Annotated in this window: 10 protein-coding genes; 5 read left to right on the forward strand and 5 right to left on the reverse strand. The window is 69.2% G+C overall.

Annotated features, from left to right (window positions below):
* Positions 1-9: 9 nt before the first annotated feature.
* A complete protein-coding gene (locus tag PX554_RS16565) occupies positions 10-2,052 on the reverse strand; it encodes an alpha-glucuronidase family glycosyl hydrolase (protein ID WP_093224448.1) in 2,043 nt (680 codons plus the stop codon).
* 354 nt (positions 2,053-2,406) lie between these two features.
* Here PX554_RS16565 and PX554_RS16570 point away from each other — a divergent pair, with 354 nt between their 5' ends.
* The 5 genes from PX554_RS16570 (at position 2,407) to PX554_RS16590 (ending at position 11,783) form a co-directional block, all read left to right on the forward strand.
* A complete protein-coding gene (locus PX554_RS16570) occupies positions 2,407-4,731 on the forward strand; it encodes a glycoside hydrolase family 3 N-terminal domain-containing protein (RefSeq protein WP_275503839.1) in 2,325 nt (774 codons plus the stop codon).
* An 8-nt stretch (positions 4,732-4,739) separates the two neighbouring features.
* On the forward strand, positions 4,740-5,951 hold the full coding sequence (gene manD / locus PX554_RS16575; RefSeq protein ID WP_275503595.1) for a D-mannonate dehydratase ManD: 1,212 nt from the start codon (positions 4,740-4,742) through the stop codon (positions 5,949-5,951).
* Complete coding sequence (locus PX554_RS16580) at positions 5,948-7,234, forward strand: MFS transporter (RefSeq protein WP_275503596.1); 1,287 nt, start codon at positions 5,948-5,950, stop codon at positions 7,232-7,234. Before manD ends, PX554_RS16580 begins: the two co-directional genes overlap by 4 nt.
* A gap of 287 nt (positions 7,235-7,521) precedes the next feature.
* Complete coding sequence (locus tag PX554_RS16585; protein WP_275503598.1) at positions 7,522-10,485, forward strand: TonB-dependent receptor; 2,964 nt, start codon at positions 7,522-7,524, stop codon at positions 10,483-10,485.
* Between the two features lie 77 nt (positions 10,486-10,562).
* Complete coding sequence (locus PX554_RS16590) at positions 10,563-11,783, forward strand: SGNH/GDSL hydrolase family protein (RefSeq protein ID WP_275503601.1); 1,221 nt, start codon at positions 10,563-10,565, stop codon at positions 11,781-11,783.
* A gap of 130 nt (positions 11,784-11,913) precedes the next feature.
* Here PX554_RS16590 and PX554_RS16595 read toward each other — a convergent pair whose 3' ends face one another.
* The 4 genes from PX554_RS16595 to prsK all read right to left on the reverse strand — a co-directional run bounded on the left by PX554_RS16595 (position 11,914) and on the right by prsK (position 18,353).
* Positions 11,914-12,726 (reverse strand): ATP-binding protein, encoded by an 813-nt coding sequence (locus tag PX554_RS16595; RefSeq protein ID WP_275503602.1) that lies wholly within the window; start codon positions 12,724-12,726, stop codon positions 11,914-11,916.
* A 155-nt stretch (positions 12,727-12,881) separates the two neighbouring features.
* The gene (locus tag PX554_RS16600; RefSeq protein WP_275503604.1) at positions 12,882-14,957 is read right to left on the reverse strand and encodes a tetratricopeptide repeat protein; all 2,076 of its coding nucleotides are present in this window, start codon (positions 14,955-14,957) and stop codon (positions 12,882-12,884) included.
* The gene (gene prsR, locus PX554_RS16605; protein ID WP_275503605.1) at positions 14,950-16,311 is read right to left on the reverse strand and encodes a PEP-CTERM-box response regulator transcription factor; all 1,362 of its coding nucleotides are present in this window, start codon (positions 16,309-16,311) and stop codon (positions 14,950-14,952) included. Before prsR ends, PX554_RS16600 begins: the two co-directional genes overlap by 8 nt.
* The gene (gene prsK / locus PX554_RS16610; RefSeq protein WP_275503607.1) at positions 16,308-18,353 is read right to left on the reverse strand and encodes an XrtA/PEP-CTERM system histidine kinase PrsK; all 2,046 of its coding nucleotides are present in this window, start codon (positions 18,351-18,353) and stop codon (positions 16,308-16,310) included. Before prsK ends, prsR begins: the two co-directional genes overlap by 4 nt.
* Positions 18,354-18,427 lie beyond the last annotated feature (74 nt).

An 18,427-nucleotide genomic window follows, 5' to 3' on the forward strand; every position in this document is an offset into this window, starting at 1 on the left:
GACAGGCGATCATTTGCCCTGCCCGGGGGCGAAGGGGAACGTCTGCCGCTTGTACCAGTCGAGATCGTGCTCGGGCGCGGCCTCGCCCGCCGGCAGCGGCAGGTGGTTGAGCGACATCCAGTAGGCGAGGCTCGCGTCGCGCCACCAGCGCGCCTCGCGCTCCTGGATGGCGAGATAGGTCGCGGTCTTCTGCCAGCGCTCGGCATCGACCAGCGGCTTCAGCCCGTCCCAGCGGGCGCGCATGCCGGTGACGTAATCGATGCCGCGATCGTAATGCGCGATCATCTCGGCCCAGAGCGTGCGGCCCGATGCCATCTTGCGGTCCCAGGCGACGTGATGGAACCATAGCAGGTCGCGCTCAGGGGTCAGCTTGGGATCGGCGAAGATCTTCGCGACCGGCGGCGCATATTGCGCGACCGCGTCGCTGCCCGTCGCGGTGCGGTCGAAGCCGATGCCCTTCGCGTCGGCGCGGTTGTAATAGACCGGGTTCCATTCGGGGCGCTTGAGGTCGGCGATCCACGGCGCCGGCCCGTAATGGCCCGAGGTGCTCATCTGGTGGGCAAGACCGAGTGGCGTCATGTAATCGACCACCGCCTCGCGCGAGCCCTGCATCATCGCCACGCTGGTATCGACGACTTTGGGATCGGTGCCGAGCGTCTGCTCGGCCCATTCGCGCGCTATCCCCTCCGACGACAGCGACGGATCCCACGCCAGCCGCCCGAATGCATACCAGTTTGCCTGGTTGAAGGTCGATCCCGACCAGTCGCGGTCACGCCCGATATTGGCGACGCCAGCGATGCCGGTGAGCTTATGCCCCTCGATCGAGCCGTCGATCACGCGCGCGACGGTCGAGCCGGGGCCGCGCTCGAACGTATCGGCGTCGAGCGTCTCCTTGAACAGCGGCGCGAGATAGGCGAGGTGCGTCGCGAAGCCGAGATATTCCTTGGTGATCTGGAATTCCATCATCAGCGGCGTCTTCGGCATCGCGCCGAACAGCGGATGGAACGGTTCGCGCGGCTGGAAATCGATCGCGCCGTTCTTCACTTGCAGGATGACGTTGCTGGCGAAGGTGCCGTCGAGCGGCTTGAACTCGCTATACGCCTGCTTCGCGCGGTCCTCGGCGTTGGTCTCGGCATAGACGAACGCGCGCCACATCACGATGCCGCCGTGCGGCGCGACCGCCGCCGCCATCATGTTGGCGCCGTCGGCGTGGCTGCGGTGGTAATCGCGCGGTCCCGGCTGGCCCTCGCTGTTGGCCTTAACGAGAAAACCGCCGAAATCGGGGATCGCGCGGTAGATTTCGTCCGCCTTGGCCTTCCACCACGCCGCGACCTGCGGGTCGAGCGGATCGGCGGTCTTCAGCCCGCCGATCTCGATCGGTGCTGAAAAGCGCGCCGACAGATAGACCTTGATGCCATAGGGGCGGAAGATGTCAGCGAGCGCCGCCGCCTTGGCGATATACGGCGCGGTCAGGCTGTCGGGCTTGGCGTTGACGTTGTTGAGCACCGTGCCGTTGATGCCGATCGAGGCATTGGCGCGCGCATAATCGACATAGCGCGGGTCGCGGAAATCGGGCAGCGTCCACCAGTCCCACAGCGATTGCCCGGCATAGCCGCGCTCGACCGAGCCATCGAGATTGTCCCAATGATCGAGCATGCGCAGCTTGATCCGCGGCGTCGAGGTGAGCGAGGCGCTCTCGATGATGCCGCCGGTGTGGGCGTGGCGGATCAGCGCGAACGCGCCGTACAGGATCGCGACGTCGCTGTTGCCGGTGACGAGCGTGACGGCGCGGCCGCCGAGCCGAACCTGCCGCACCGCATAGCCTTCGTCGCCGAGCGCGCCGAGCTTGAGCCCGAGCGCGGCGACCTCGGGCGCGCTCGCGCGCTCCAACACGATCGGGCGGGCGGCGCGCGGCAGCCCGCGCCGCAATTCGGCGGCCGCCGCGTCCAGCGTCGGTGAAGCGTGTGGAACCGAAATCGCCGCCGCGCCGGGCTGGCCGTAGCGCAGCCACAGATCATAGCCATCCTCGGCCTGCGCCGCCCCAGTGGTCATACCAAAAAGGGCGATCCCCGCACACAGCGTCCTTACGAGTTTCACATGCCTCTCCTGCGGTTCACGCCATTGACAACGGCGCCCGGTATCGTGAGTGATATCGCTATCACCACGACGGCGGCACAGCAATGCCGCGTTTTAGCAGAAAAACAGGAGAGGTTCGGTGATGCGGGCAGGGGATCCCGGCGGGGCGGGCGGCGATGAAGCGGCGCGGGCGCCGTCGTCAGAACGCGCTTTCAATTTGCGCGCAGTCTCTGCATATGATCTGACCAATTCTGGGGAGATGGTCATGTCGTGGTGCGCAAGGCTGTGAACAGCCGTCGCGATTTCCTGCGCTGGAGCGCGGGCGTGTCGATGCTGACGCTGCTGCCCGCCGCGACTCGTGCCGCGCCGCCGGTCTATAAGGATGCGCGCGCGCCGATCGATCTGCGCGTGCGCGATCTGATGGCGCGGATGACGCTCGACGAAAAGGTCGCGCAGCTCGATGTGCTCTCCACCCGCAAGCGCGCGGTGATGACGCCCGAGGGCGGGTTCGACGCCGCGCGCGCCGACGCGCTCCACCCCGCCGGTATCGGCCAGATCACCCGCCCGTCCGATCTCGCCGGCGCCGCCACCGCGACCAACACCGGCGCCGATGTCACCGGGCGTTGGCGCACCCCCGCCAACACGATCGCCTTCGTCAATGCCGCGCAGGCGTGGGCGCGGACCCGCACCCGGCTCGGCATCCCGATCCTGTTCCACGAAGAGGCGCTGCACGGCTATATGGCGCCCGACGCGACCAGCTTCCCGCAGGCGATCGCGCTTGCCGGCACGTTCGATCGCGATCTCGTCCAACGCGCGAACAGCGTGATCGCGCGCGAGGTGCGCGCGCACGGCTCGACCTTGGTGCTGTCCCCGGTGGTCGACATCGCGCGCGATCCGCGCTGGGGCCGGATCGAGGAGACGTTCGGCGAAGACCCCTATCTATGCGGCGAGATGGGCGTCGCCGCCGTTACCGGGTTGCAGGGCCAAGGCCGCGAGCTCGGCCCCGACAAGGTCCACGCCACGCTCAAGCACATGACCGGCCACGGCCAGCCGCAAGCCGGCGACAATATCGCGCCCGCGCTGCTCGGTGAGCGTGAGTTGCGCGCCGCGTTCTTCCCGCCGTTCCGCGCGGTGGTGTCGCGCACCGGCGTCGGCGCGGTGATGCCGTCGTATAACGAGATCGACGGCGTGCCGAGCCACGGCAACCGCTGGCTGCTCACCGATGTGCTGCGCGGCGAATGGGGTTTCGACGGCGCGATCGTCAGCGATTATGCCGCGATCGGCGAACTGGCGACGCTGCATCACGTCGCCGCCGATGCCGGGGAGGCGGCGCGGATCGCGCTCGACGCCGGCGTCGATTGCGACCTGCCCGACGGCAAGACCTATGGCGCGCTCGCCGATCTGGTCCGCGCCGGCAAGGTGCCGCTCGCCAGTGTCGATGCGGCATGCCGGCGGATGCTGACGATGAAGTTTCGCGCCGGCCTGTTCGAGGCGCCCCCGCTCGATCCGCGCGCCGCCGCCCGCCTCACCGGCAATGCCGAGGCGCGCGCGATCGCGCTGGAGGCGGCGCGCAAGAGCATCGCGCTGCTCGTCAACGACGGCACGCTGCCGCTCGACGCCAAGGCGCTCAAGCGCGTGGCCGTGATCGGCCCGAACGCGGCCATCGCCCGGCTCGGCGGCTATTCCTCGACGCCGAAGGCGACCGTCTCGCTGCTCGGCGGGGTCACCGCGCATCTCGCCGGCAAGGCGGAGGTCGTTCATGCGCAGGGCGTGTTCATCACCCGCAGTGAGGATCGCTCCGCGAACGACGTGCAACTCGCCGATCCCGCACGCAACCGCACGCTGATCGCCGAAGCGGTCGAAGTGGCGAAGACCGCCGACGTCATCCTGCTCGCGATCGGCGACACCGAACAAACCAGCCGCGAAGGCTATGCCGCCAACCATCTCGGCGACCGCACCGATCTCGATCTGCTGGGTGAGCAGAATGCACTGTTCGCCGCGATGAAGGCGACCGGCAAGCCGGTGGTGGTGATCGCGATCAACGGCCGCCCGCCGTCCTGGCCGGCGGTCGTCGCGCAGGCCAATGCGCTGCTCGAATGCTGGTACGCCGGGCAGGAGGGCGGCACCGCCATCGCCGAGGCGGTGTTCGGCACGATCAACCCCGGCGCCAAGCTGCCGGTGACGGTGGTGCGCGACGTCGGCCAGGTGCCGCTCTATTACGATCACAAGCCGACCGCGCTGCGCGGCTATCTCTTCACCGACACCGCGCCGCTGTTCCCGTTCGGCTTCGGCCTCAGCTACACGAGCTTCGAGATCGGCGCGCCGCGTCTGTCGGCGCCGCGCATCGCCCGCGAAGGGACCGTCACGGTCGAGGTCGATGTCCGCAACACCGGCGCCCGCGCGGGCGACGAGGTCGTGCAGCTCTACATCCGCGATCGGGTCTCATCGGTCACGCGCCCGGTGCGCGAGCTCAAGGGGTTCGAACGCGTCACGCTCGCGCCCGGCGAGCGCCGCACGCTCCGCTTCGAACTTGGCCCGGAAGCTTTCCGGCTGTGGAACGCGGACATGCGCGAAGTCGTCGAACCGGGTCTGTTCGACATCATGGCGGGGCCGAACTCCGTCGATCTCAAAACCGTCACTCTCGAAATCGCTTGAGGAGCCCCATGCCAAAGATCGTATCCGCCAAAGTCATCATCACCTCGCCGGGCCGCAACTTCGTCACGCTCAAGATCACGTGTGACGACGGCACCACCGGCGTCGGCGACGCGACGCTCAACGGCCGCGAACTGTCGGTCGCGAGCTATCTGACCGATCACGTCATTCCGTGCCTGATCGGCCGCGACGCGCACCGGATCGAGGATATCTGGCAGTATCTCTACAAGGGCGCCTATTGGCGGCGCGGCCCGGTGACGATGAGCGCGATCGCCGCCGTCGACACCGCCTTGTGGGACATCAAGGGCAAGATCGCCGGCCTACCGGTCTATCAGTTGCTCGGCGGCGCGAGCCGCGAGAGCGTGATGGTCTATGGCCATGCCAACGGCACCACGATCGAGGACACCGTCAAGGTCGCGCTCGAATATCAGGAACAGGGTTATAAGGCGATCCGCATCCAGTGCGGCGTGCCGGGCATGGCCTCGACCTACGGCGTGTCGAAGGACAAATATTTCTACGAGCCGGCCGACGCCGATCTGCCGACCGAGAACGTCTGGAACACGTCGAAGTACATGCGCGTCGTGCCGGAGCTGTTCAAGGCCGCGCGCGAGGCGCTGGGCTGGGACGTGCATCTGCTCCACGACATCCACCACCGCCTGACGCCGATCGAGGCGGGGCGGCTCGGCAAGGATCTCGAGCCATACCGCCCGTTCTGGCTCGAGGATGCGACCCCGGCTGAAAATCAGGAAGCCTTCAAGCTGATCCGCCAGCACACCACCAGCCCGCTCGCGGTCGGCGAGATCTTCAACTCGATCTGGGATGCCAAGGATCTCATCCAGAACCAGTTGATCGACTATATCCGCGCGACCGTGGTGCATGCTGGCGGCATCACCCATCTGCGCCGCATCGCCGCGCTCGCCGATCTCTATCAGGTGAAAACCGGCTGCCACGGTGCGACCGATCTGTCGCCGGTGTGCATGGCGGCGGCGCTCCACTTCGATCTGTCGGTGCCCAATTTCGGCGTGCAGGAATATATGCGCCACACGCCCGAGACCGACGCGGTCTTCCCGCACGCCTACACCTTCGCGGACGGCGCGATGCATCCGGGCGACGCGCCCGGCCTCGGTGTCGATATCGACGAGGAACTCGCCAAGGGCTATGAATACAACCGCGCCTTCCTGCCGGTGAACCGGCTCGAAGACGGCACCATGTTCAACTGGTGAGCGAGTCCGCCGCCCCGCCGCGAAAGCCACGCGGCCGCATCCGCTGGGTGATCTGCGCACTGCTGTTCGCGGCGGTGGTGCTGAGCTACATCGACCGGCTCGTGCTGCCGGTGCTCAAGCCCTCGCTCCAGGCCGAATATGGCTGGAGCGAGCAGGGCTATGCCGATCTCGCGATCTGGTTCCAGGGCGCGTACGGCCTTGCCTATGTGCTGTTCGGGCGGCTGGTCGATCGGTTCGGCGCGCGGATCGGCTATACGGTCGCGGTGGTGCTGTGGACGGTCGGCCACGTCGCGCACGCGCTGTTCACCTCGACGGCGGGCATGCTGATCGCGCGCGTTCCGCTCGCGATCGGCGAGGCGGGGGCGTTCCCGGCGGCGATCTCCGCGACCAACGAATGGTTCCCCAAGTCCGAACGCGCGCTCGCGATCGGCATCTTCAACGCCGGCTCGAACGTCGGCGCGATCGTCACGCCGCTGATCGTGCCGGTGATCGCACTGACCTTCGGCTGGCGGATGGCGTTCATCGCCACCGGCGCGCTGACGGTGCTGTGGCTGGTCGCGTGGCTCGGCTTCTATCGCCGCCCGCGCGACCACAAGCGCGTCTCGGCCGAGGAACTGGCGTGGATCGAGCATGAGCCGGCCGAGGCGGCGCGGCCGATCCCGTGGCGCACCTTGCTCGGCATGCGTCAGACCTGGGCCTATATGCTCGGCCGGTTCCTCATCGATCCGGTGTGGTGGACCTTCCTGTTCTGGCTGCCCGATTTCTTCAACCGCCAGTATCATGTGAAGATGCTCGATTTCGGGCCGCCGCTGGTCGCGGTGTATGTGCTCGCCGATATCGGCTCGATCGCGGGCGGCTGGCTGTCGTCGCGGCTGTTGCTGCGCGGCTGGCACGTCGGGCGCGCGCGCAAGACCGCGATGTTCGTGTGCGCCTTGTTCGCCTTGCCGATCGCCTTTGCCACCCACGTGCCGAATATGTGGTGGGCGGTGCTGCTGATCGGACTCGCCTGCGCCGCGCATCAGGGCTTCTCGGCCAATGTCTTCGCGCTGCCGGGCGATCTGTTCCCGCGCGGGCGCTCGGGGTCGGTGATCGGGCTGGGCGGGCTGTCCGGCGCGCTCGGCGGCATGCTGATGGCGAAGTTCGCGGGCACGATCCTCGCGACCGTCGGCAGCTATCAGCCGATCTTCCTCGTCGCCGCCTGCGCCTATCTGATCGCGCTCGCGGTCATCCACCTGCTCGTGCCGCGCTACGCCGCCGCGACGCTCGCCGAAAGCCACGCTTAGCCCGCCGCAGTTCGGCTGGCGGAAATCGGTCAGCATGAGCGGTAAGGCCGCACATGCACGTTTAGCTGAGACGTGGTGACGCTAACCGGCCTGGCCGCATTCGCGGCGTCGTCATGCTTACTGTGCGGCCAAGCGGCAGAAAGGCACGACGAAAATTTCGGTGCGCCAAGGGTTTGTGAACAGCAAGTCACTTGACACAAATTGGCCAGACCCATAATCGCCCGCCGATAGCGCTACCAGCGCATCATCAAGTAGCCCGGTGGTTAACCGGGGCTTTGAGGGGATTTATGAAAGTCATTGCTCGCAGCACGGCCGTTCGGTTCGGCCTGATGAACGCCGCCGCGCTCGGCGCGCTGGTCGCATCCGCTGCCTCGGCCCAGACGGCCGCTACGCCGGTCACCACGCCCGTCGAGACACCGGCGCAGACCACGCCGACCGATGCCGCGACGAGCCAGCCCGCCGCCGCCGTCCCCGACGATGCCGCGCAGGACATCGTCGTCACCGGCATCCGCGCCAGCTTGCGCAGCGCCACCAACGCCAAGCGGAACTCGGTCGGCTTCGGCGATTCGATCTTCGCCGAGGATATCGGCAAGCTGCCCGCGACCAACCTCGCCGAAACGCTGAACCGCATTCCCGGCGTCCGCCTCAACCGCGACATCAGCGGCGAGGGTACGCAGGTCGCGATCCGCGGGCTCGGCCCGAGCTTCTCCAAGGTGCTGCTCAACGGCAGCCAGATCGCGGTCGCGTCGGACGGCGGCACCAACGGCGGCAGCACCAACCGCGAAGTCGATCTCGATTTCTTCCCGTCCGAACTGTTCACCCGCCTCGACGTGTCGAAGAGCGCCGACGCCTCGCAGATCGAGGGCGGCATCGCCGGTACGGTCAACCTGCACAACGCGCGCCCGTTCGATAACCCCGGCGACCACGTCACCGTCGTCGCGCAGGGCCAATATACCGACAGCAACATGCGCGTGAGCCCGCGCGGCGCGATCGTCGCGAGCCACACCGGCGATACCTGGGGCGTGCTGGTCGGCGTGTCGGGCGTCCGCACCAAGACGCGGGTGGACGGCTTCGAGACGATCGGCTGGGCCGACGGCAACGTCCCGCGTTTCGATGCGAACGGCAAGCCGATCGCCGATCTCGGCAACAACGGCTTCTCCTATGCGTCGGTCGTGCCGAACAACGCCGGCCACGGTCTCGTCCCCGGCGCCCCGGTCGATCTCGCCGCGACGTCCGGCCTGACGCTCGATCAGCTTCGCACCGCCACCATCCCGCGCCTCGGCCGCAACGCGCTGACCGACGGCACGCGCTCGCGCATCTCGGTGGTCGGCTCGCTGGAATGGCGCCCGAGCGACGACCTGCATTTCGCGCTCGATGGCATCTGGGCGAAGTCCAAGCGCGATTACATCCATTCGGCGATGAACTGGTACGTCCGCAACTCGGGGCCGGGCACCTCGCCGACCTCGACCGGCGGCATGGTGCCGATCGGCCTCAGCGTCGATGGCAACAACGTCGTCACCAAGGGCACGTTCGCCAACTCGTCCTTCTTCCTCGAGCAGGACATCTTCAACCAGACGACGACGTTCTGGAACATCAACCCGAGCATGACGTGGAAGCCGACCGGCAACCTGCGCGTCGATCTGTCGCTCAACTACAGCAAGAGCGACTTCTTCCGCGAACAGCCGCAGTTCGATTTCCAGACGCCGGCGCAATCGGGCCTCGACGTCTATTTCGACAACACCAGCGGCAATCCGCAGCCGATCATCACCACCAACCGCGATCTCAACGATCCCAACCTCGGCTGGCGCTGGTACCGCGTCAACGTCCAGACCGTGCGCCGCAAGACCAACACCAAGGGCGCGCATCTCGATCTGACCTGGGGCGATGCCAACCTCAACCTGAAGGGCGGCTTCGCCTACGACACCAACTATCGCGACATCCGCGCCTTCGACAACAGCGCCGCGTTCCAGACCTCGGTCTGCGGCGCGACCTGCGACGGGTTGAGCGGATCGGTGCCGAACAGCGCGCTCGGCCAGTATTTGCAGGGCATGAACATCAGCAACTTCGGCCATCTCGCCGGGTCGAGCGTCGGCTACACGCAGTTCATCCAGCCCAACGTCGCCGCGCTCGAGCAGGCGACGAACTATCAGTCGTATCTCGCTAGCGCGCCCGAGGCGATCGGCGCGGTCACTGGCGGCGCGACCGGTCTGATCGACGAGAAGACCTATGGCGGCTACGTCGAGACCAACGGCGTGTTCCAGCTCGCCGACCGCGACCTGCGCATCAACGCCGGCATCCGCTACTTCCACACCGACCAGCGCGTCGCCGGCCCGACCTCGACCGTCAACGGCATCGTCGATGTCGCGCAGAACGCGTCGTATGACGACTTCCTGCCGTCGTTCAACCTGAGCTACGACGTGCTGCATAACCTCAAGGTCCGGCTCGCCGCGTCGCGCTCGATGACGCGCGCCGATCCGGGTTCGCTGCTGCCCGGCCTCACCTTCTCCGATCCGTCGGCGCAGATCGGCACTGCGGGCAACCCCAATCTGAAGCCCTATTATTCGAACAACATCGATTTCGGCGGCGAATATTACACCGGTGGCATCGGCTATATCGGCTTCGATCTGTTCCAGAAGGATATTTCGGGCTTCACCGTTACGCAGCAGAACACCGTTCCGTTCACGTCGCTCGGCCTCGCCTTCGACAATCTCACCGTCACCCAGCAGCAGGCGATCATGCTGCGCGGCGGCCCGGATGTCGCGACGGTCGTGGTCGGCCAGCCGGTCAACCTCCAGAACCTGCGTATCCGCGGCGTCGAGGCGACCTGGGTCCAGCCGCTCGATTTCCTGGTCAAGGGTCTGGGCTATTCGGTCAACGGCACGCACATCTCGCAGTCGTCGGACAGCGGGCTCGTCGCCCCCGGCGTCGCGCCGTGGAGCTACAACCTGCAGGGCTTCTACGAAGGCCACGGCGTCTCGCTCAGCCTGAACTATGTGTGGACCGACAAGCTGATCGCCGCCAACGGCCCGCAAAGCGGCCTGCCGGCGTCGCTCAACTCGGATGCGCGCGGCCAGTTCGATCTGTCGGCGGGCTACCAGCTTCCGTTCTTCAACAACGCGGCGCGGCTCACGCTCGACGTGCTCAACATCACCAACGCGCCGATCCGCACGACCTTCGGCTACGATAACGCGACCTACAGCGTCTATTATCCGGGCCGTCAGATCCTGTTCGGCATCCGCGGCAAGTTTTGAGAGATACACTCCCCAGTGTAGACCTGCGGGGGTCGGCCATCACGGCCGGCCCCCTTTTTTCTAGAGAGGACCGCGGCATGCGAACCATCTTCACGGCGTTGTTGCTGGCGCTGGGCGGCGCCGGCATCGCGCCGGGCGCGCAGGCCGCGCCGGCCTGTTCGTGGCAGGCCGCCTGGGCCTCGGCGCAGATGAGCCCCGATGCCGCCAACGCGATGCCGGCGGCGGGGATGAACGGCGCGACGCTGCGCCAGATCGTCCGCCCGACGCTCGGCGCGGGCAAGCTGCGCGTGCGCTTCTCCAACGCCTTCGGCCGCACGCCGCTGGTGATCCTCGGCGCCGGGCTGGCGCGCTCCGCCGACAACCGCAGCGACCGGATCGACGTGGCCAGCCGCCGTATGCTGACCTTCGCGGGCGCGGCGGGCATCACCATCCCGCCCGGCGCCGACTGGCTCTCCGACCCCGTGACGCTCGATGTGAAGGCGTTCGACGACCTCGCCATCTCGCTGCGCGCGCGCGGCGACCCCGCCAGCCAGACCGCGCACCCTGGCTCGCGCGCGACATCCTATGTCGCGGCGGGTGACCAGATCGCGGCGGCCACGCTGACCGGCGCGACCCCGGTCGATCATTGGTACATGCTCTCCGGCGTCGAGGTCGAGCGCTGCGCGCCGGCGAACGGCATCGTCACGCTCGGCGATTCGATCACCGACGGGCACGGCGCCACCACCAACGGCAATGATCGCTGGCCCGACGTGCTCGCGCGCCGGCTCGGCGGCGGCGCGGCGGTGCTCAACCAAGGAATCGGCGGCAACCGCGTGCTGCTCGACGGGCTCGGACCCAACGCGCTGGCGCGGCTCGATCGCGACGTGCTGGCACAGCCGGGCGTGCGCTACGTGCTGGTGCTGGAGGGGATCAACGATCTCGGCGTGCTGACCCGTCTCCAAGCCAAGACCCCTGCCGAGCGCAAGGCGTTCGTCACCCAGCTCACCGCCGGCTATGCGCAGATCGTGGCGCGGGGGCATGCGCGCGGGCTCAAGGTCTATGGTGCGACGATCACCCCCGACATGGGCAGCGGCTATTACCACCCCGACGCCGGCAGCGAAGCCGACCGGCAGGCGATCAACGCGTGGATCCGCGCGCCCGGCCATTTCGACGCGGTGGTCGATTTCGATCGCGTAACGCGCGACCCCGCCGATCCCTCGCGGCTCGCGCCTGCGTTCGATTCGGGCGATCATCTCCATCCCAATCCGGCGGGTTACAAGGCGATGGGCGAGGCGGTGCCGCTGGCGTTGTTCCGTTAAACCGAAGCCGCATCCGTTCGTGCCGAGCGAAGTCGAGGCGCCTGCGCAGGTGCCTCGACTTCGCTCGGCACGAACGGATGGGTCTTTCGCCCGGTATTGTGCGTATGAGCGTGTGCTTCGCCGAGGCGCTTTACGCGACCGCCTTGCCGTGCCGCCCGGCGAGATCGACGATATAATGCCACGCCACCCGGCCCGACCGGCTGCCGCGCCGCGTCGCCCAGCCGACCGCCTCCTGCGCGTCGAAGGGCAGGTCGAGCGCCCGCGCATAGCCTTCGACGATGCCGAGATACGTATCCTGGTCGATCACATGGAAGCCGAGGCTCAGCCCGAACCGGTCGGCGAGCGCGAGATTGTCGTCGACCGAATCGCGCGGGTTGATCGCATTCTCCTGCTCCTCGATGTTGCGCGGCACCAGATGCCGGCGGTTCGAGGTGACGAACAGCCGCGCGTTGGCGGGCCGCGCCTCCGCGCCGCCATCGAGCATCGAGCGCAGCGCGCGTGCGTCGCTCGCCGCGTCGAAGCCGAGATCGTCGATGAAGATCGCGAACGCGCGCGGCACGGGCGCGATGAAGGCGAACAGCGCGGGCATCGTTTCCAGCCCCGCGCCGATCACCTCGATCAGCGCGAGGTTCGCGCCATCCGCCTGCACCGCGCCGGTGCAGCTCTTGACCAGCGCCGACTTGCCGGTGCCGCGCGCGCCCCACAGCAGCACGTCATGCGCGGCCGCGCCCTGTGCCAGCCGGTGGAGCGTGTCGAGCAGCGCCTGCTTCTGCGTCGCCAGCCCGAAGATACGGTCGAGCGGCACCGGCGCGAACGCGCGCGCCGCCGCGAGCGTGTCGCCGCGCCACACATAGGCCGGCTGCGCGAGCGGGTCGGCGGGGGTGGGGCGGGGCGGCGCGATCCGCTCCAACGCGGCGGCGATCCGCTCGATCGGGTCTGTCATGCGATCGCTCCTATCGCGCCGGATCGATCTTTTCCATCGTTCGTGCTGAGCGAAGTCGAAGCACGTGCCCGGAATGCGACGCTTGGGACACGTGCTTCGACAAGCTTAGCACGAACGGTTGTGAGGGCTTACGCTCCCCCGCGAACTCGGGGGAACTAGGTGCCTAACAGCCGCAACGCCGCCATCGCGGCCGCCCGGTCGCCGAACCCCGGATCGGCGAGCGCGGCGCGGATCTGCGCCGCCGCCTCGCCGTTTCGGCCGAGATCGCCGAGCGCCTGCCCGAGATGCCAGTGCAGCGTCGCGTCGCCCGGCGCGATCGCCACCGCCTTCTGGAACAGTTGCAGCGCCAGCGCAGTCTTGCCGAGCTGGTACAGCGCCCAGCCATAAGCGTCGGTCGCGGCCGGGTTCATCGGCGCGAGCGCATAGGCGGCCCTGGCATAGCTGCGCCCGGTCTCGGCATCGCCGTCGCCGGTATAAGCGACCGCCAGTTCCGCGAGCAGCGCCGCGTCGCGATTGCCCAGTTCCCCGCGCAGGCGCTCCAGCGTCTCGATCGCGTCGTCATAGCGCCCGGCGGCGATCTGCCAATGCGCGGCGATCCGGCGCCCGGCGATGCTCTGCGGGTTTTGCGACAGGAATTTGGTGAGCGCATCGAGCGCGGCGGGGCGCTGCCCGGCGCGCTCGAGCGCGTCGACCATGCGCAGCATCGTCGGTTCGTCGAAGCGGATGTCGGCGGCGCGGGTATAGGCGCGCGCCGCGTCGACGCCGCGACCCATCGCGGCGAGCGTATCGCCGAGCGCGAGCCAGGCGGCGGGCGCGCCGGGCAGGATGCGCGTGATCGCCTGCGCCTCGCCGAGCGCGCCCTTCTGGTCGCCCGTCTCCAGCAACCCGCGCACCGCGCTCAGCCGCGCGACCGGCTCGTCCGGCTGCGCGGCGGCGGCGGCGGTGAGCGCGGCCGGGGCGTCGTCGGTCCCGAACGGCGCCGCGCCCGGGCGCGCCGGCCAGAACGATCGGTCGAGATACGGCGCCGCCCAATCCCGTTCGCCCGATTGTTCGAACGCGCGCGCCGCCAGCGTCAACGTATAGCTGTCGGCATCGCCGCGCAGCGCCGCCGGGCGCAGCGCGGTGAGCGCCCCGCGCGCGTCCCCGGCGCGCAGCGTCGCCAGCCCGAGCAGCCGCTTGGCGGTGAGGTTCATCGGCTGCTGGCTCGCGAGCGCGCTCCACTGGTCGATCGCCTGCTGATACGCGCCCGCCTGATAGGCGAGCATCCCGCCCAGCAACCGCACCCCCGGCACGTCGCCGAGCGTCCCCGTCGCCCGCGCCAGCACCGTGCGCGCGAGGTCATAGTGTCCCGCGCGCGCTGCCAGCACCGCCTGGAGATAATAAGCGCGCGCGTCGTTCGGCCGCGCATCGAGCGCCTTGCGCGTCGCCGCCAGCATGTCCCGGTAGCGCCCGATGTCGCCGAGCGTCGCGGCATAGTCGATCAGCGCGTCGTAATAATACGCGTCGCGCGCCAGCGCCGCCTCGAACCACGGCAAGGCCGCGACCAGCCCATATTGCGCGCGCACCAGTTCGCCGCGCAGCGTCAGCGCGGCGAGATCGTTCGGGCTGGCCTTGATCGCGCGCGCGGCGGCGTCGATCGCGCCCGCGACATTGCCCGCCGCGAAGCGGATGCGGCCGAGATCGGCCCAGGCCGCGCCATCGTTCGGGTTCACGTCGAGCAGCCGGTCGAGCAGCGCCTCGCCCTCCGGCCCGTGCCCCTTGGCGGCGAGCGCGAGCGCGGCGACGCGCAGCGCATAGCCCGCGAAGCGCGGCTGCGCCTTCGCCGCCTCGGCCAGCGCGCGGTCGGGATCGCCTTCGAGCAAGGCGGCATGGGCGTAGAGCTGGTGGGCGCGGTCGTGGTCGAAGCCGTCGTCGCGCGCGCGGTCGAGCTCACCCTCCGCCGACGTGCCGTCACCGAGCGCGAGATAGGCGCGCGCCAGCACCGCATGCGCGAGGCCCCAGTCCGGATCGGCCTTGATCGCGCGTTGTGCGTGCAGCCGCGCCGCGCTGTAATTGCCGGCATCGAGCAGCGTCAGGCTCTGGGCCAGCTCGCCGCGCGCGTGTTTCGCATCGGCGCGCGCCGGGGCGATCGTCCCCAGCGCGAAGACACAGGCGCCCGCGACGGCGGCCAGCGCGCCACCCGCCACCAGCGCGCGGCGCGCGATCCGAAACGATGCGCGGCGCTCAGGCATGGAGATCGTAGCTCTTCAGGAGGTCGTACAGCGTCGGCCGGCTGATGCCGAGCAGCTTGGCGGTGTTCGAGATATTGCCCTCCGCGCGGGCCAGCGCCTGGCGGATGGTCTTGCGGTCGGCGCCCTCGCGCGCGGCGCGCAGGTTGAGCGGCGCCGCCTCCGCGTCGCCGGCGAGATCGAGATCGGCGGCGGTGACGAGCTTGCCCTCCGCCATGATGACCGCGCGCTTCACCCGGTTCTCCAGCTCGCGGACGTTGCCCGGCCATCCCCAGGCGTCGATCGCGGCGCGCGCGTCGGGGGCGAGGCCGGTCACGGCGGAGTGCATCGTGCGCGCGTATTTCTTGAGGAAATGGCTGGCGAGCAGGCTGGCATCCCCGCTGCGCTCGGCAAGCGTCGGGATGCGCACGACGATCTCGGCGAGACGATAGTACAGATCCTCGCGGAAAGAGCCGTCCGCCACCATCGTGTCGATGTCGCGATGCGTCGCGCAGACGATCCGCGTATCGACCGCGATCGGCTTGCGCCCGCCGATCCGCTCGATCACGCGTTCCTGCAGGAAGCGCAGCAGCTTGACCTGCAACGGCAGCGGCACGTCGCCGATCTCGTCGAGAAACAGCGTCCCGCCGCTCGCCTGCTCGATCTTGCCCTCGGTGGTCTTGATCGCGCCGGTGAACGCGCCTTTCTCGTGCCCGAACAATTCGCTCTCGAGCAGCGTCTCGGGAATGGCGGCGCAGTTGATCGCCACGAAGGTGCCGCGCGCGCGCCGGCTGGTGTCGTGCAGCCCGCGCGCGAGCAGTTCCTTGCCGGTACCGCTCGCGCCCAGCAGCATCACCGACACGTCGGCGCCCGCGACGCGCTCGATCGTGCGCGTCACCTTGAGCATCTCCGGCGCGGCGGTAATCATGCCGCCGAGTGTGGTGCCGCTCGCGCGGTCGGCGAGGCGGCGGTTCTCCGCCTCCAGCGCGTGAACGTGGAAGGCGCGGGCGACGATCAGCCCGAGCGCGTCGATGTCGATCGGCTTCTGGTAGAAATCCCACGCCCCGTCGGCGATCGCCTGCCGCGCCGAATCGCGCGCGCCGTGGCCCGATGCGACGATCACCTTGGTGTCGGGCTTGAGCGCGACAATCTCGGCGAGCGTCGCGAACCCCTCGGCCACGCCGTCGGGATCGGGCGGCAGCCCGAGATCGAGCGTGACGACCGCCGGCTCCTCGGCGCGCACCGCGTCGATCGCGCTCGCGCGGTCGCTGGCGACGATCACCTCATAGCCATCATAGGCCCAGCGCAACTGGCGTTGCAGCCCCGGATCGTCCTCGACGATGAGCAATTTGGGCAGCGTCCTGGGCTTGTCGGTCATGCGGCCTGCTCCACGGGCATGTTGGGGGCGGGGGCGAGGGTCACCACGAAGCGCGTTCCCGCGCCCTCGCGGCTGGTGACGGCGACGCCGCCGCCCATCGCCTCGGCGAGCTGGCGCGCCTCGAACGCGCCGATGCCGAACCCGCCCGGCTTGGACGACACGAACGGCTTGAACAATTGCTCGCGCACGAACGCGGGCGACATGCCGCAGCCGCTGTCGGCGACGATGAGCGTCGGGCGCGCCCCGCCGGCGACGGAAATCTCGACCGGCTGGTCCGGCCCGCTCGCCTCGATCGCGTTCTGGAGCAGATGCGCGAGCAATTGCTCCAGCCGCGCCGGATCGGCGAGCGCGGTCGCGTGCGGCGCGCAGGTGAGCGTGATCGGATGCTGGCGGCGGCGCTGGCGGATCACGCGTTCGGCGACGTCGGCGAGATCGACCACGCTCGGTTCCTCGGCGCGGCCCGAATGGTGCTGCGACAGCCGCGCGAGCAGGTCGTTCATCCGCCCCGCCGAATCCTTGAGCGTGGCGATCATGTCGGCGCGGAAGGCGGGGTTCTCCGCGTGCCGCTCGGCATTGCGCGCGGTGAGCGTGAGCTGGCTGACCAGATTCTTGATGTCGTGCAGGATGAAGGCGAAGCGGCGGTTGAACTCGTCGAACCGCTCGGCCTCGGCCAGCGCCTCCTGCGCGCGCGCCTCGGCGAGATAGCTCGCCACCTGCCGCCCGGCGACGCGGAGCAGATCGAAATCTTCCCAGTCGAGCGCGCGGTCGATCGGCGGGCGCGCGAGCAGGATCGCGCCGGCGAGCTTGCCCAGATGCACCAGCGGCACCAGCGCCCAGGCGTCGCTGGCGAGCATCCACGCCGGCACGCTCGCCCGCTCGGCCGGATTATTGCCCTCGCCGCGCACCGCATCGAGTTCGATGATCCGGCCGCTGGCGGCGAGATATGCGGCGAGCATCTCGTCGCTTCCCTGCGCGGGCGGATGCGCCCAGCGCCAGCCTGCGCCGATGCCGAGCCCCGCGCCCTCGGGTACCAGCAGCAGTCCGGCGGGCGAATCGGTCAGATCCGCCACCGCCTTGACGATCCGCTCGGCGAGCGGCGTTGCGCCCTCGGGCTGGCCGAGCGTGTCGGTGAAGCGCATCCATTCGGCGCGGTAATCATATCGGTGCGCGAAGACGTGTTTGGCGAGCTTGATCTTGGTCCACGCCTTCACGCGCGGCGAGGAAAGCATGGTCAGCCCGGCGGCGGTGGTGCCGAACACGAACGCGGTCTGGAGCAGCCGCGCATGGTCTCCGCCCAGCGTGGCGATCGCGCTGATCGCGAGCAGCATCGCGACGGCATAGAGGATCGTCGCCGCGGCCGAGAGCGTCTGCCACGCGACCGTGCGCGACAGGTGCAATGTCCAGTCGCCGCCACGCTGCACCGCCACCGCGAGGATCGGCGCGGTCAGCGCCATGACGATGCCGCGCGCGGCGAGGAGGGGCTGCGGCGCGCCGCCCGCCGCATAAGCGGTCGCGGCGAGCATCAGATCGACGCCCCACATCGCCGCCAGCGCGATCACCACCAGCCGCACGCCGGCGCGCGCGCGCGGCACCACCGCGCCATGAAGATGCTGGACCAGCACCAGCGCGCCGATCGCCGCCACCGCGCGGAACAGCGCCCGCGCCGCGCCGAGATCGGCCGCGGCATCCCGGCCGATCGCCGCCTGCGCGACGGCGAGCGCGCCCCCCGCCACCACGACGAGCATCACCGCGCCATAGATCAGCGAAACCGCGCGCCGCCGCGCGTCGGCGGGGCCGCGCCGCACCAGCGCGAACATGAATGCGAGCCAGGCGAGGTCGCGGCCGCTCTCGGCGAGGCGCGTCACCACCTCCGCGCCGCCGATGCCCGCCACCGCCAGCCCCCACAAGGCCGTCCCGCCCAACGCGGCCATCATGGTCAGCCGCGGCAGCCCCGATGGCCGTTCGCGCAGCAGCGACAGCGCCACGCCCGCGAACAGCAGCGCGGCGAGCGCATGGCCCCACAGGATCACGCCCGCGATCATCGGGTGCGCGCGCGCGCGTCCGGAGCGTGACCCGCCGAACGCTCCAGGTGCAAGTCGGATGGGTCAGCCGACAT

It is taken from the genome of Sphingomonas pollutisoli (assembly GCF_029167165.1).
Classification (GTDB): Bacteria; Pseudomonadota; Alphaproteobacteria; order Sphingomonadales; family Sphingomonadaceae; genus Sphingomonas; species Sphingomonas pollutisoli.

Coding starts and splice junctions, on each gene's coding strand:
- PX554_RS16565 (WP_093224448.1), bottom strand. CDS start 2,052: ATGACCACTGGGGCGGCGCAGGCCGAGGATGGCTATGATCTGTGGCTG.
- PX554_RS16595 (WP_275503602.1), bottom strand. CDS start 12,726: ATGACAGACCCGATCGAGCGGATCGCCGCCGCGTTGGAGCGGATCGCG.
- prsK (WP_275503607.1), bottom strand. CDS start 18,353: ATGATCGCGGGCGTGATCCTGTGGGGCCATGCGCTCGCCGCGCTGCTG.
- PX554_RS16585 (WP_275503598.1), top strand. CDS start 7,522: ATGAAAGTCATTGCTCGCAGCACGGCCGTTCGGTTCGGCCTGATGAAC.
- PX554_RS16590 (WP_275503601.1), top strand. CDS start 10,563: ATGCGAACCATCTTCACGGCGTTGTTGCTGGCGCTGGGCGGCGCCGGC.
- prsR (WP_275503605.1), bottom strand. CDS start 16,311: ATGACCGACAAGCCCAGGACGCTGCCCAAATTGCTCATCGTCGAGGAC.
- PX554_RS16600 (WP_275503604.1), bottom strand. CDS start 14,957: ATGCCTGAGCGCCGCGCATCGTTTCGGATCGCGCGCCGCGCGCTGGTG.
- manD (WP_275503595.1), top strand. CDS start 4,740: ATGCCAAAGATCGTATCCGCCAAAGTCATCATCACCTCGCCGGGCCGC.
- PX554_RS16570 (WP_275503839.1), top strand. CDS start 2,407: ATGCTGACGCTGCTGCCCGCCGCGACTCGTGCCGCGCCGCCGGTCTAT.